Genomic DNA, 13,531 nt, shown 5'->3' on the forward strand with positions numbered 1-13,531 from the left:
CCTCGATGGTCACGCTTCGTCACGCGAATTGAGGATGCCGTGCGGCACTGCCTACGGTGCTCGGACGCCCCGAACCGGGTGTTGCACCAAGGAGAGCACCATGAGTGATCGCACGAACGGCCCTACCGGGCCCGTCCTTCCCGAAAAGCCCCGCCGCCGCGGCGGACTGTACGCCCTGATCGCGGTCGCCGCGGTCGCCGTCCTCGTCGCCGGTGCGCTCGTGATCCCGCGGCTGTTCGCGTCGTCCGATGACACCGCCGGCGGCGAGCGCACCACCGTGCGTCTGGGGACGACCGACGCCGCGCAGGGACATTGGCCGGTGCTGGAGGAGATCCTCTCGGAGGAGGGGATCGATCTCGAGGTGGTCCCGTTCGACTCGTACGAGACCCCCAACCCGGCCCTCGCCGACGGCTCGATCGACCTCAATGCCTTCCAGCACGTCGATTACCTCTCCGACCACAACAACGCCACCGGCGACGGTCTCGCCGTGGTGGGCCCGACGATCATCGTGCCCCTGCCGATCTACTCCGAGCAGTACTCCGACGTCGCCGACATCCCCGAGGGCGGTCGCGTCGCCATCCCGCAGGATGCCACCAACCAGGCGCGTGCGCTGAAGGTGCTCGAGTCGGCCGGCCTGCTGGAGCTGAACGACGCCACCACCCCGACCCCGGCCGACGTCGTGACCAGCCGCGTGCAGGTGGAACCGGTCGATGCGTCGCTCACCGCCCCCGCACTCCAGGACCCCTCGATCGCGGCCGCGATCGTGAACAACACCTTCGCCACCGACGCCGGCATCATCGACAAGGCCATCTACTCGGTCGACCCGTCGGATGCCAACAGCTGGCCGTACATCAACATCATCGCCTCGCGCGCCGGCGAGGAGGACGACCCCGTCTTCCAAAAGGTGTGGGAGGCGTACCACGACCCGCGCGTCACCGACATCGTCGTGGCGGAGTCCAGCGGCACCGCCCGCATCGTCGAGGAGCAGCCCGCGCAGGTGCGCGAGTGGCTCGCCGAGATCGAGGACGAGAAGGATGCGGGGGCCTGAGGCCGCCATGCCGCCGCTCATCCGCCTCCAGGGCGTGACCAAGACCTACGACGTCGACGGAAGCACCGTCACGGCGCTCGACGGTGTCGATCTCGACATCGACGCGGGCGAGATCTTCGCCGTGATCGGTCAGTCGGGCGCGGGTAAGAGCACGCTCGTGCGCTTGATCAACGGCCTGGAACGCGTGACCTCGGGCACGGTCGTCGTCGACGGCGTCGACATCTCGACCCTGCCGGAGAGGCAGGTGCGCCCGATCCGGCGACGGACGGGGATGATCTTCCAGCAGTTCAACCTCTTCGCCTCGCGCACCGTCGCCGGCAACGTCATGTATCCGCTGAAGGTCGCGGGATGGTCCAAGGCCGACCGCGAGAAGCGCGCCGCCGAGCTGCTGGACTTCGTCGGGCTGCTCGATCGTGCGCACGCGTACCCCGACCAGCTGTCGGGCGGTCAGAAGCAGCGGGTCGGGATCGCCCGTGCCCTGGCGACCTCTCCCCCGATCCTCCTCGCCGACGAGTCCACGAGCGCGCTGGACCCGGCGACCACCGCGGACGTCCTCGACCTCCTGCGTCGCGTCAACAGGGAGCTGGGGGTCACCGTCGTGGTCATCACGCACGAGATGGACGTCGTGCGGGCGATCGCGGATCGGGTCGCGGTCCTCAGCGCCGGCCGGATCGTCGAGAGCGGAACGGCGTTCGACGTGTTCGCCGAGCCCTCCTCCGACACGGGCCGGTCGTTCGTGTCCACCGCGCTGCACGACCGTCCGAGCCCCGACGACCTCGCGCGCCTGCGCGCCGCGCACCCCGGACGGATCGTGATCGCCGACGTCATCGACGGCGCCGGGATCGGCGGCATCCTGTCTCGCGCGGCGAACACCGGCGTGACCTTCGAGCTGCTGTACGGGGGCATCAGCTCGCTGCAGCAGCGCTCGTTCGGCTCTCTCACGATCGAACTGACCGGATCGGATGACCCCGTGGATGCCGTGATCGCGCAGCTGCGCGCCGTCACCCGTGTCGAGGAGGTGGCGCGATGACCTCTCTCACCGCCCTGATCGCCCCCGCGGCGACGCAATGGAGCTGGGACCGGTACGGCCCCATCCTGCTGGAGTCGATCGGTCAGACGCTCACCATGGTGCTGCTCACGATGGTGTTCGGCGGGATCGGCGGCCTTCTGCTCGGGCTCGCGCTCTATGTCACCCGCGCGGGCGGTGTGCTTCCCGCCCGAGCCGTGAACGTCGTGCTGAACCTTCTCGTGAACGTGTTCCGACCGATTCCGTTCATCGTGCTGATCCTGGCGCTCTCGCCCGTCACCGCGGCCGTTGTGGGCACGGCGATCGGGACGACCGCGGCCGTGGTGCCGCTGTCGATCGCCGTGACGTTCGGTTTCTCGCGCATCGTCGAACAGAATCTCGTCACGATCAGCCCCGGGGTCATCGAAGCGGCGCGCGCCGCGGGCGCGGGGCCGTGGCGGATCATCGCGACGCTGCTGGTGCCCGAAGCATTGGGACCGCTCATCCTCGGGTACACGTTCGTCGTCGTCGCGATCGTGGACATGACCGCGGTCGCCGGCGCCGTCGGAGCGGGCGGGTTGGGCTCGTTCGCCCTCACCTACGGCTTCCGTCGGTGGGACTTCCTCACGATGTGGATCGCCATCGGCATCATCATCGTGCTGGTCCAGTTGGCCCAGTTCCTCGGCAACCGGTTGGCGCGACGGATCCTCCGCCGCTGAACGGAGGCGGTCGCGTCGTCGTCCGCGGCGGCGCGACCGCTCAGCCGACCGCGCCGAGGAACTCCTCGAACGTCTGGGCGGGGCGACCGGTGACGGCCTCGACGTCGCCGGAGATCCCGGCGAGGTCACCGCTGGCGATCGCGGTGTACGTGCTCACCCAGGCGTCGACCTGCCACCGGGGAGCCCCGAACACCGCGCGGGACGCGTACGCCTCGTTCACGCTTTCGTCGATGAAGCGCACCGGATGGCCGCGCACGGCCGAGATCTTCTCCGCCACCTCCTTCAGCGTGAGAGCCTCGGGACCGGTGAGGTCGTAGGTCGCGTGGGCGTGCGCGGCGGGGTCGAGCAGGACCGCGACGGCCGTTGCGGCCACGTCCGCGCGAGAGACGAGCGAGCACCGCCCCTCGCCGGCGGGCCCGCGGATGACGCCGTCGTCTCCCGCGAAGAGCTCCATCATGTCCATGTAGAAGTTGTCGCGCAGGAACGTCCACGACATCCCCGAGGCGCGGATGATCTCCTCGGTCGCGGCGTGATCCCGCCCGAGAGTGAACACCGCGTCGGGTGCGGCGGCGAGGAACGACGTGTAGACGATCGAGCGCACACCCGCGCGCGCGGCCGCGTCGATGAATTGGCGGTGGTGCTCCACCCGGTCGGCGGTCTCGGATGCCGACACCATGAACAGCGTCGTGACGCCGTCGAGCGCGGCGGCTGCGGCATCGGCGTCGGAGTACCCCGCGACGTGCACCTCGGCACCGTCGAGTTCGGGAGCGCGGGCCGGATCGCGCACGAGCAGGCGCTGCGGGATGCCGCGGGCAGCCAGGTCGCGTGCAACCCGTCCTCCCACTGCTCCGGTGGAACCGGTGACGGCGATGACGGGCTGGGCGGGCATGCGTCCTCCGAGAGGCGAGAGTCGGTGCTCTCCAGCGTATTGCGCTGTTTCTTCGAGGCGGCCGCGAAGGTCAGATCCGCGGGGCGACCAGCCGGGCGACGCGGACGCGCACGGTGTCGGACGACCCGGCCCCCGCGCTGCGCACGGCGCGAGCCACCGCGGATGCCACCTCCGCGCTGTCGTCGTCGGCGGAGACACCGATGCAGACGGTGATCGCGCGGGTCTCGCCAGCCTCCTCGACGGCCGCGAGCGAGCCCTCCACCTCCGCCATCCGTTCGTAGGCACGCGCCACGACTGGTCGGGCGGAGTAGGACTCGCGCACCCCGGCGACCGCCGTGACCGCCAGGTCGATTCGCGGTGCCAGTTCGGCAGCGTTGTCCGTCATCCCTCGTCCTCCCCCTCGAGGTGCACGTCGCCGACGGTGACGTCGACACGGCCCACGCGCAGATCGCCGTGACGCTCGATGGCATCCCGGATCCCCTGGCGCATACGTTCCACCGTCTGCTCCATCGGGTGACCGAAGAGCACACTGACGGTCACCCGCACATCGAGCGGTGCCGCGGCCTCCGCCTGATCGAGACGCACACGCCCCACCAGCACACCCGGAACCTCGTCACCGACCGTTCGAATCAGTTCGTAGAGCGCCCCCTCGGTGACCACCAGCTCGGTGCCGTCCTCGGTCCGGGCCAGGGGGATGTCGCGGCCCGCCCGGAACTCGCGCATGACCTCGCGCATGATGCCGTCGTACCAGGACTCCGCGAGCGGCTCGGAGGCCTGCTCGTCGACGATCTCGCGGGAGAGCCGGCCCATCCGTTCCATCGAGGCCAGCAGGGCCTGACACTCGGCGTTGCGCTCGATCGCCGGGATCCGGGGGGTACGTCCGCGATCGAGATAGGCGGAGAGGTCTTCGAGCGAGTACCCCGAGCCGCCCACATCGTTCACGTCGTCACTCATTCGATCACCTCCACTCCTGCATGCGTTCCAACACGGTCTTGCGGGCCCTCGCCAGGCGTCCCCGCACCGTCGCGGGCGTCTCGCCGACTTCGGAGGCGATCTCGTCGTAGCTGTGCCCGCCGATCTCTCGGAGGACCCACACGACGCGAAGCTCTTCGGGGAGATCGGCGAGGACTTTCTTCAACGCGTCCATCTGCGACGATGCCACAACCGAGCGCTCGGGGTCATCCCCGAGAGAGACCATCTCCTCGTCGATCTGTTCCGAGATCTTCCGGGCCCGCATGCGATCGGTGACCTTGCGGGACACGATCGTGGTCAGCCAGCTGCGCACCTTCTCGGGATCGGCGAGATCGGGCAGCCGGCGCCAGGCGGTGATGAGCGCCTCTTGGACGCAGTCGTCGGCGTCCGCCCGCGACCCGGTGAGCTTGGTGGCGAACGCGACCAGAAACGGTGCGTGGCGGCGGACGAGCACGCCGAAAGCGGTTTGGTGGCCGTCCGCCGCGCGCGACGCGAGGAACGCGTCGGTCGCGGAGGACAAAGTGGTCATGGCGATTCCCGTCGGATGATCTGCGTCCGGTCCCGTGACGATTCACGATCCGGATCCGACCCATAGCGAAACACCCCGGCCCGGCGGCGCGCGGGCTCTTGACGAACGCGCGAACTCGTGGCATCCGCGATCGAGGGGGCATTCCGGTCGCGCGGCCTCGACCCCCCAGCACACGGGTAACGTCGTAGCGTTCCCCCGATCGAAGGACGCTTATGCGCATCGCCCTCACCGGTTCATCCGGAAAACTCGGCACCGTCGTCGCTCGCGAGCTGCGCGCCGCCGGCCACGAGGTCATCGGCCTCGACGTGCGCGGCGAGCGCGGGCCCGGATTCGTGCAGGTCGAGCTGACCGACTACGGCCAGGTGATCGACGCCCTCGCCGGTGTCAACGACCAGCACGACGGTGTCGACGCCCTCGTGCATCTCGGGGCGGTCCCCGCTCCCGGCATCCGTTCGGACGTCGCGACATTCCACAACAACATGACCAGCACGTTCAACGTGTTCTGGGCGGCCGTGCGGCTGGGGATTCAGCGCATCGTGTACGCGTCGAGTGAGACCGTTCTCGGGCTCCCGTTCGACGTCGACCCGCCGTACATCCCCGTCGACGAGGAGTACGCGCCGCGCCCCGAGTCGGTCTACTCGCTGGTCAAGGTGCTCGAGGAGCACCTCGCCGGTGAGCTGGTGCGATGGCATCCGGAGCTGTCGATCACGGCTCTGCGGTTCTCGAACGTCATGGTGCCCGAGGATTACGTCGAGTTCCCGTTCGACGCCGACGCGCGCACCCGCAAGTGGAACCTATGGGGCTACATCGACGCACGGGACGGCGCCCAAGCCGTTCAGCGTGCGCTCGAGAACGCGCCCGCGGGATTCGACCGCTTCATCATCGCGGCCGCCGACACGGTCATGACGCGGCCCAACTCCGAGCTGGTGGCCGAGGTCTTCCCGAACGTGGAGACCCGTGGCGACCTCGGGGGCACCGACACGCTGCTCTCGATCGACAAGGCGCGACGAGTGCTGGGATTCGAGCCGCGACACTCCTGGCGCGATCACCGCTGACGCGGCCTCCAGCGACCGTCATCGCCAGGCGCGCTCCGAACGCCGCCGCCAGTAGAGCTCGGGATCGACGGCCCACCGCGCGCGCTCGTCGTCGCCCACGACAAGCGGCGCCGCGTGCGCGCCGCGCCGCAGCTGCGCGACCGTCGAGGCCCCGCTGAGCACGATGTCGACGCCGCGCTGCGTCCTCGCGGCGCCGATCGCGAACGCGTCGGCGGGGACACCCGCGGTCGCGGCGGCCGCGGCGACCTCCGCCGGGCCCGCGGCGAGTTCGCCGTTGGCGAGGACCTCTTTCACCACGACGGTCCAGCCGTCGTCGTGGGCGCGTACGAGCGCCGGCCCGACCGATCCCTCGATCAGGTTCCAGGTGGCCTGGACCGCCGTGAACGGCGTGCGATCGAGTTCTCGAGCCCGGTCGAGCACGGCGGCCTGATGGGGTCCGCTCGTGGAGAGTCCGACGCGCACCCCGGTGTCGGCCAGTCGGCGGAGGTCGTCGAGCAGGGCGGCGTCCGCCAGGGCGGGACTGTCGGGGGTGATCGAGTGGACGAGGTAGAGGTCGGGAGCGCGTCCGAGGGCCTCGAGCGTCTCGGGCCACTGTCGTTGGAACATCGCCACCGAGTGCTCTTTGCGCTCGTGCACCTCGGCATCCATCCGCCAGCCGCCGACGTAGGCGTAGCCCCACTTCGACCCGATGGTCAGCTCCGTGGCGCGCTCGGGGTGCTCCCGCAGCCATACGCCGAGGAAATCCTCGGCATGACCGTACGAGCGGGCCACGTCGACGTAGCGGATGCCGAGACGCCATGCCTCGTCGAGCAGTGCGTGCGTGCGCGCGCGCATCGCCGCGATCGACCTCTCGGCCGGAGCGCCGAGATCGTCGTCGCGGCCCGCGGTGATGTAGGCCGGCCGTCCGACGGCGGCCAGCCCCAGGCCGAGGGCTGCCGGGGGAACGGGATCGTCGCTCATGACTCGACGCTATCCCGTGCCGCCGACGCTGCGTCGACGACCGCAGCGCTCGCGTCAGGCGCCGCGGCGTGGCGCGTTGCCCAGCCGCGCCCGCCGGGAGTTGGTCCAGTAGAAGATCGGCGTGAGCACGAGCGTGATCGAGGCCATCGCGATGACGATCGTGAGCACCTGGTGCTGGCTCATCAGCGCCACGATGAGATACCCGCAGCTCGCGGCCAGAGCCATGATGAAGCTGTTCAGCCAGAGGCGGCCCTTGCTGATGGTGGGGGTCGGTGCGGACACGGGAACTCCTGTCGTTCGAGGGGTGATCAGCGCGGGGTGAAGGCCGCGAGGACGCGTTCGGGATGCCGGTCGAGGAAGAGACCGCTCATCCGGGTGGAGAGTGTCGCGGCGATCGCGGACAGCACGAACGCGGCGCCGAGGACGACCTCGACGGGCACAGCGGGCTGGAGCCACGTGTTCAGCCAGCCGACCACGTAGACGAGCGCGAAGGCGAGGCCGAACGCGAGGTACATCCGCACGGCGATCGTGCTGCGGTCGCCGTGCGGCGCCTCCTGGTCATACGGATTCCAGGCGCTGCAGGCGGCGCCGACGGCGAACGCGAGCAGCAGCCCGGCGAGCGCCGACACCAACGCCAGAGGAATCTGATCGGCCATGTTCGTCGCGATGCCGAGGCCGATCGTGAGCAGGGCAACCCCGGGAACGAGGAACAGCGAGACCGCGAGGAGTTTGCCCCGGAGCACGCTCGCGAGCGAGCCACCCGTCTGCACGGTGAGCTCGACACCGCGCCCGTCGAAACCGAACAGGTTCAACAGGGCGCTCGAGCCCATCGCCACCGCGCCCACGGCGACGGCGAACGTCAGGCCCGTCGCATGCACCTGGGTCGCTGAGAACATCACCCCGACGACCGGCCCCAGGATGACGACCTGCGCCGCCCGCGGCGCGCGGAAGAAGTAGTACCGCAGGTGTTGGCTCGCCGCGGCGAGCGCGGGACCGGTGGGCAACACCCGCAGCACCAGCGGTACGAGGGCCAGGTCCGCCGCCGACCGGTGGTGACCGGATGCCACGGCCCGCGCCGTCCGCCCCCGGACGTGAAGTCGCAGTGCCAGGCCCCACAGCAGCAGAGCGACAGCGATGGTTGCGACGACGACCGCGAGGCGGGCGAGCGCGCCCACCACGTCGCCGGTCTCGAGCACGTACCCCATCGCTCCGACGGCTCCCGGTGGCGTCCACGTCAGGATCGTGACGAGGATCGCGCCCGCGTCTTCGGCCGCCCCGAGCAGCGGGCGAAGCAGGTGCGGGAGGACGTAGAGCGCCACCACGATGAGGGTCGACGCGATCACCGCGACATCGCGCCCGCGTCGCGCCGACAGAGCCTCGGCGAACAGGGCGCGCACCCCCGATGACGCGGCCACGCACAAGACCGTGAAGAGCACTCCCCCGGCCACGGCGACCACCCGCTCGCCAATTCCGACGTTCACGGCCGCGACGCCGCCCGCGGCGGTCAGGAACGTCGCCGCCGCCGCCGGCGAGGCGAGCCCGCCGAGCACCAGTCCCGCGACCTGCTGTGCCCGGCTGAGCGGATACTGCTCCAGCACCGCGGGATCGATGATGTTCGCGGTGGGAACGGGCGTTGCGATCGGCAGCACGATCCACGCACCGAAGATCGCCACGAACAGCAGCAGCACCAGAAGGTCGCCGAACGGCGAACCGCCCGAGTCGAAGAAGGCGACGAGGAATCCGCCGGCGAGTCCGCCCAGGATGCCGAGCGCCCACGCGAGCGCGAACGCGACGATACCGAGGCTCGACGCCCGCGCGCCCCCGATCTGGAGAGCGAGCTTCAGGCGGGCGAGGACGAGAGCCACGACAGATCCCCCTCGGCGAGTTCGCGTCCACCGACGATGTCGACGAAGGCGTCCTGCAGCGACCCACCGTGCGACAGTTCCGCGACGGTGCCCTCCGCCACCACGGCACCCCGCGCGATGATCGCGACCCGATCGCACAGCTTCTGCACCACGTCGAGCACGTGGCTCGAGAACACCACCGTGCCGCCTCCCTCGCGGAACCGCTGCAGCATCTGCTCCATCACCTGGGTGTTGACAGGATCGAGGGCTCCGAACGGTTCGTCGAGAATCAGGACCCGCGGAGCGTGCAGCATGGCGACGGCAAGCCCGACGCGTTTGGTCATGCCCAGCGAGAAATCAGCGATGGGTCGCCCCGCATCGGCTTCGAGGTCCAGCACGCGCAACAACTCGTCGCCTCGCGTCCGGATATCTTGCGCGGCCATTCCGCGCAGCATTCCGGCGTAATCGAGCATTTCTCGCGCCGCCAGGCGGCCGAACAGCGGCGGATTGTCGGCGACGTACCCGAGAACACTCTTGGCACGGCGGGGATTCGGCCATACGGAGATTCCGTCGACCTCGATCCGACCGGCATCCGGTTCGAGAAGACCCGTGATCATGCGAATGGTCGTCGTCTTGCCCGCCCCATTCGGTCCGGCGATGCCGTAGAAGGAGCCCGCCGGAATGGAGAGATCCACCCCATCGACGCTCGTGACCTCGCCGAACTTCTTGACCACGCCCGTGGCCCGAATTGCCGCCCCCATGATGCCGAGAATAGGGGAACACGGAGGCTTACTCAGACGATTTCGCTATCCGGCCCTATGGGGCGCGTTGGAGACGCCGTGATCCAGGCCGGTCCCGACGGTCTTGCTTCGATGTCGGTGGCCGCCGATACGGTGGGGGTCCTCGGCCGGAGAAAGGTTCCGGCACACCGTGACGCAATGGCATCCGATTCTCGCCGCGGTCGAAGGCCCCACGGGCGTTTGGCGCATGATCGACCCGCACGGCCACGAGTACGGCCGCGTCGAGATCCGCCGTGTTCCCGCCGCTGACCGGGTCTTGTACAAGGCCGTTCAGGCTGGCGAGAACATCGGTTGGGCAACGACTCTTCGTCTTGCATGCTTCCAGGTACATATGGCGTTCCTGGCGTCGCTGCGTCCCGGTGGGGCGCCGGCGGCGGACTGGGGAGAGCTGACGGGGAACGCCCGCCGGAGCGACCGAACCGGTCGCGACGCGTCGTTCAGCTCTACGAAACCCGCCATTTCGTAATTCGCCTATTCCGATGCCATTATGACCTCGGGGAGGAACAAATGGCACGCGAACGCACCATTACGCACGGATACCGGCTCGCCGTCGGATGGGAGAAGATCGGCCGTCGACCACTGACGCCCGAGAATGCTCGAGACCTGCGCGCGCACGGCTACACGATGGTGATCGCGAAGCGGGGGCTGTTCGATTCGCGCGAGATCTCGCTGAATCAGGTGGCGCCCCCCAATTGAAGCGATCTTTCGATGGATTAGTGGTACGCCTCGCGAACGATTATTCCTATATGCATTTCGCGAGTCGAAATGTTTGATCGCGGCGGCCTTCATAGCGGCTGTCATTGATGACGCATGAAGCGGACACGGTACGGGAGGCATGGACTCACGTTCATGCGACGCGGTTCCCGCGATCACGGGTCGTCCGGGTGAACGTAAGGGGAGACTCCACGAGGACCTGGCAGCAACAACAGAAGCCCCGGCAGGGCCGGGGCTTCTGTGATGCTTCGGTAGCGGGAGCGGGGCTTGAACCCGCGACCTCACGATTATGAGTCGTGCGCTCTCACCAACTGAGCTACCCCGCCGCGCGGCATCCCTGGGAAGAGATGCTGTGAGCCCCGAGTCAGGATTGAACTGACGACCCCTTCCTTACCATGGAAGTGCTCTGCCACTGAGCTATCGGGGCGTACCCGGATTTCTCCGGGCAACTAGAAGAGGATATCAGAGCAGAGCCGTCATCCTCGAATCGAGTCAGCCACCGGTGTGCTGACGCAGCCACGGCAGGGGGTCAATCGGCGTCGACCCGTTCTGCAGCAGCTCGAAGTGGGTGTGCGCGCCGAACGAGCGGCCGGTGTTGCCGGTACGGCCGAGGAATGTCCCCACCGTCACCTTCTGCCCGGGGGTGACTTGCAGTGAGCCGTACTGCATGTGTGCATAACGGCTCGAGATCAGCTGGCCGTCGACCTCGTGGTCGATGACCACCGTGACACCGAAGGCGCCACCGCTTTCGGTGGCGATGCGCACGGTGCCGTCGGCGATCGCCTGGATGGGCGACCCGTCGCCGGGCACGAAGTCGACGCCCTCGTGCATCCGACCGTCACGCATGCCGAAGCCGTACGTGATCGGAACACCCACCGCGAACGGCCACTGGATCGCCGCCGTGGGGTCGTTGACGAAGAAGTTCGAGAAGTTGGAGATGCCCGAGTCGGCGGCCATCTGCGCGTAGGTTGCGGCGCTGTAGCCGTCGGCACGATCCACGACGCCCGCCTGGGCCTCCGCGGGGGCGACATAGGCCTGGATCTCGCCACCGGCGACGTCGCCACCGCCCACGGCGAGGTTCTGGGTCGCCGTTTCCGCCGAGGCGACATTGGCGGTGCCGCTGGCCGAGGCGAGAGCGCTGACCGGCATGGTCATCCCGACGGTCATCAGACCGACCAACCCCATCACGCCGACGGAGAACGACGCGGCGGCGACGCGACGGCCGTTGCGGCGGCGTGCAACGGCATCCACTGGGATTCCCTGCGTCACCGGACTCGCCGGCGCTGCGATGGGCTCGGAGGCGGCTCCCTGCACGGGAGTCTCGCCGGTGAAGGCGAACAGCCGTGCGGCGGCCTCGAATTCGTCGACGGCCTCGCGATCCGCGGCCTCGTCAACGGTCGCGCGATCCGCTGGAGCGGCGCCTGCGTCGGAGGGGGCGTCCTCCCCGCGCGGAGCGTCGGAGACGATCAGGCGAGCGTCGTCGATCGCCGCGGGACGACGACGGCTTCGGCGGGTCGCCGGGAGCGTGATCGGAGACGTGGGAAGCGTCACGGGCGTTGTCGCCTCGGACGCGTCGGCGCTCTGCAGGATGACGGCGACCTCGTCGTCGTCCGTACGACGCTCGTCGACGACCGTCACCTCGAGGGCGTCGGATGCCGAGCCCTCGGCCGATGCGACCGGGGTCTTCTCGGTGGGGGCCGAGACAGCGGAACCTGCCGCGGGCCGCGCGGACCGACGGCGCGCCGCCGGCAAAGTGGGGACGATCGTCGCGGCGATGACCGTCTCGACGACGGCGGCGGCGACCTGCTCAACGATCTCGGGCTGTGCCGCGTTCTCGGCGTCGATCGGGGCGGGGTCGGATGCCACCGGCGCCGACGCCTCATCGGCGGCGGGGACCGGGACGGCGCGACGACGCCTCTCGGCCCGCGTCAGCTCGGTGGCGCTGGGCGCGGCGGAGGGTCGACTGGATCGCCGGGTACGGGCGGGCTCAGTCTGGGGGGATTCTGACGGCAACGCGCGGGGGCTCTCGTGTCGTGTCGCGAGGGCGACGGCTTCGGGCTTTCTGGGCTTCTGCCATTTCCGCTGATTCGGGTCGCGAAAATAACGATCAGGTAAACACCCTACCCTCGGACGGCTGGGAATGCCATCAACGCTCCGAGGTCCGCAGCTCGGGTTCGAGCAGTGCGGCGAGCCGGTCGAAGAAGTCCGGCCCCGCGGCCACCACCATCGCGTTCCCGGGGCGACCCCCTGGTGCCCCGCCGACACGTCCGCCGGCTTCCTCGACGAGCAGCACCCCCGCGGCGTGATCCCAGGGGTGCGTGCCCTTCTCGTAGTAGGCATCCAAGCGACCGGCGGCGACCGATGCGAGATCGAGCGAGGCCGCCCCGATGCGCCGGATGTCACGGGCGATCGGCATCACTCGGCTCAGACGCTCGAGGGTCGGCGCGTGCGTCGCGGGGTCGTAGCCGAAGCCCGTCGCGATGAGACCACCGGCCGGGCCGACCTCGCCGGTGACCGAAAGGCGCTGCTCGCCCAGCCACGCGCCACCCCCGCGGGAGGCGCGAAACATCTCGCCCGACACCGGGTTGTAGACGACCCCGGCGACGGCGGTCCACGTCGCGGGGTCGGCAGTTCCTTCGACGGCCGCGATGCTCACGGCCCACGCGGGGATACCGTAGGCGTAGTTGACCGTGCCGTCGATCGGGTCGACGACCCACGTCACACCGCTGGCACTCTCCTGCGCCGCCGACTCCTCGCCGAAGAAACCGTCGTCGGGGCGCTCGCGCGCGAGCTCGGCACGAATGAAGGCCTCCACCTCGCGATCCGCCGCCGTGACGATGTCGGCGGCGACCGACTTCGTCGCGATCTCCAGCCCCTCTCGGCGTCGGCGCGCGGCCAGATCCCCGGCTTCCCGAGCGATGCGGGTGGCGATATCGAGCAGGTCTGCGGCGAGGGTCATGGCATCCACGCTACTGCGATGCCAAGCCCTGGGCGG

Annotated in this window: 16 protein-coding genes and 2 tRNA genes; 6 read left to right on the forward strand and 12 right to left on the reverse strand. The window is 69.4% G+C overall.

Annotation, left to right across the window (positions count from 1 at the left end; genetic code table 11):
- The first annotated feature begins 100 nt into the window (after positions 1–100).
- The 3 genes from P5G46_RS05735 to P5G46_RS05745 are packed head-to-tail and all read left to right on the forward strand — an operon-like array spanning position 101 to position 2,773.
- A complete protein-coding gene (locus tag P5G46_RS05735) occupies positions 101–1,048 on the forward strand; it encodes a MetQ/NlpA family ABC transporter substrate-binding protein (RefSeq protein ID WP_408905169.1) in 948 nt (315 codons plus the stop codon).
- The gene (locus P5G46_RS05740; RefSeq protein ID WP_408905170.1) at positions 1,035–2,078 is read left to right on the forward strand and encodes a methionine ABC transporter ATP-binding protein; all 1,044 of its coding nucleotides are present in this window, start codon (positions 1,035–1,037) and stop codon (positions 2,076–2,078) included. The genes P5G46_RS05735 and P5G46_RS05740 overlap by 14 nt, the downstream gene beginning before the upstream one ends.
- Positions 2,075–2,773, forward strand: coding sequence for a methionine ABC transporter permease (locus tag P5G46_RS05745; protein WP_239276281.1), 699 nt, complete (start codon positions 2,075–2,077; stop codon positions 2,771–2,773). The genes P5G46_RS05740 and P5G46_RS05745 overlap by 4 nt, the downstream gene beginning before the upstream one ends.
- A 40-nt stretch (positions 2,774–2,813) precedes the next feature.
- On the opposite strand, the gene P5G46_RS05750 is transcribed toward P5G46_RS05745, so the two are convergent.
- From P5G46_RS05750 to P5G46_RS05765, 4 genes are all read right to left on the reverse strand, one after another.
- Entirely contained in the window at positions 2,814–3,662 is an 849-nt protein-coding gene (locus P5G46_RS05750; RefSeq protein ID WP_408905171.1) for an SDR family oxidoreductase, read from the reverse strand.
- 70 nt (positions 3,663–3,732) lie between these two features.
- Positions 3,733–4,047, reverse strand: a complete 315-nt coding sequence (locus P5G46_RS05755) for a hypothetical protein (RefSeq protein WP_375095363.1) — start codon at positions 4,045–4,047, stop codon at positions 3,733–3,735.
- A complete protein-coding gene (locus P5G46_RS05760; protein WP_408905172.1) occupies positions 4,044–4,616 on the reverse strand; it encodes an Asp23/Gls24 family envelope stress response protein in 573 nt (190 codons plus the stop codon). The genes P5G46_RS05755 and P5G46_RS05760 overlap by 4 nt, the downstream gene beginning before the upstream one ends.
- Positions 4,617–4,620: 4 nt before the next feature.
- A complete protein-coding gene (locus P5G46_RS05765) occupies positions 4,621–5,163 on the reverse strand; it encodes an RNA polymerase sigma factor (protein ID WP_408905173.1) in 543 nt (180 codons plus the stop codon).
- A gap of 212 nt (positions 5,164–5,375) precedes the next feature.
- On the opposite strand from P5G46_RS05765, the gene P5G46_RS05770 reads away from it, so the two are divergent.
- Positions 5,376–6,218, forward strand: coding sequence for an NAD-dependent epimerase/dehydratase family protein (locus P5G46_RS05770; RefSeq protein WP_408905174.1), 843 nt, complete (start codon positions 5,376–5,378; stop codon positions 6,216–6,218).
- Positions 6,219–6,236: 18 nt separating this feature from the next.
- Here the strand turns inward: P5G46_RS05770 and P5G46_RS05775 are convergent, their stop codons facing one another.
- Genes P5G46_RS05775 through P5G46_RS05790 form a run of 4 tightly spaced genes read right to left on the reverse strand, consistent with a single transcriptional unit; the run spans position 6,237 to position 9,783 of the window.
- Positions 6,237–7,178 (reverse strand): aldo/keto reductase, encoded by a 942-nt coding sequence (locus tag P5G46_RS05775; protein ID WP_408905175.1) that lies wholly within the window; start codon positions 7,176–7,178, stop codon positions 6,237–6,239.
- Positions 7,179–7,232: 54 nt separating this feature from the next.
- Positions 7,233–7,460, reverse strand: a complete 228-nt coding sequence (locus tag P5G46_RS05780; RefSeq protein WP_239276274.1) for a hypothetical protein — start codon at positions 7,458–7,460, stop codon at positions 7,233–7,235.
- A gap of 26 nt (positions 7,461–7,486) precedes the next feature.
- Positions 7,487–9,043: a hypothetical protein gene (locus P5G46_RS05785; RefSeq protein ID WP_408905176.1), complete on the reverse strand. Its 1,557-nt coding sequence runs from the start codon at positions 9,041–9,043 to the stop codon at positions 7,487–7,489.
- Entirely contained in the window at positions 9,019–9,783 is a 765-nt protein-coding gene (locus P5G46_RS05790) for an ABC transporter ATP-binding protein (protein WP_408905177.1), read from the reverse strand. Before P5G46_RS05790 ends, P5G46_RS05785 begins: the two co-directional genes overlap by 25 nt.
- A 169-nt stretch (positions 9,784–9,952) precedes the next feature.
- On the opposite strand from P5G46_RS05790, the gene P5G46_RS05795 reads away from it, so the two are divergent.
- Together P5G46_RS05795 and P5G46_RS05800 are read left to right on the forward strand one after the other, a co-directional pair.
- Positions 9,953–10,288 carry a hypothetical protein gene (locus P5G46_RS05795; RefSeq protein WP_408905178.1) on the forward strand — a complete coding sequence of 112 codons (336 nt, stop codon included), beginning with the start codon at positions 9,953–9,955 and terminating at the stop codon, positions 10,286–10,288.
- Between the two features lie 41 nt (positions 10,289–10,329).
- The gene (locus P5G46_RS05800) at positions 10,330–10,518 is read left to right on the forward strand and encodes an alternative tryptophan synthase beta-subunit (protein ID WP_375095357.1); all 189 of its coding nucleotides are present in this window, start codon (positions 10,330–10,332) and stop codon (positions 10,516–10,518) included.
- A 270-nt stretch (positions 10,519–10,788) separates the two neighbouring features.
- Here the strand turns inward: P5G46_RS05800 and P5G46_RS05805 are convergent.
- The 4 genes from P5G46_RS05805 to P5G46_RS05820 form a co-directional block, all read right to left on the reverse strand.
- A tRNA-Met gene (locus P5G46_RS05805) sits at positions 10,789–10,862 on the reverse strand.
- Positions 10,863–10,891: 29 nt separating this feature from the next.
- Positions 10,892–10,963 (reverse strand) — tRNA-Thr (locus P5G46_RS05810).
- A 65-nt stretch (positions 10,964–11,028) separates the two neighbouring features.
- Positions 11,029–12,402, reverse strand: a complete 1,374-nt coding sequence (locus P5G46_RS05815) for a M23 family metallopeptidase (RefSeq protein WP_408905179.1) — start codon at positions 12,400–12,402, stop codon at positions 11,029–11,031.
- Positions 12,403–12,682: 280 nt separating this feature from the next.
- Positions 12,683–13,495 carry an inositol monophosphatase family protein gene (locus P5G46_RS05820; RefSeq protein WP_408905180.1) on the reverse strand — a complete coding sequence of 271 codons (813 nt, stop codon included), beginning with the start codon at positions 13,493–13,495 and terminating at the stop codon, positions 12,683–12,685.
- Positions 13,496–13,531: the final 36 nt, after the last annotated feature.

Source organism: Microbacterium mcarthurae, assembly GCF_046064585.1.
Lineage (GTDB): Bacteria > Actinomycetota > Actinomycetes > Actinomycetales > Microbacteriaceae > Microbacterium > Microbacterium mcarthurae.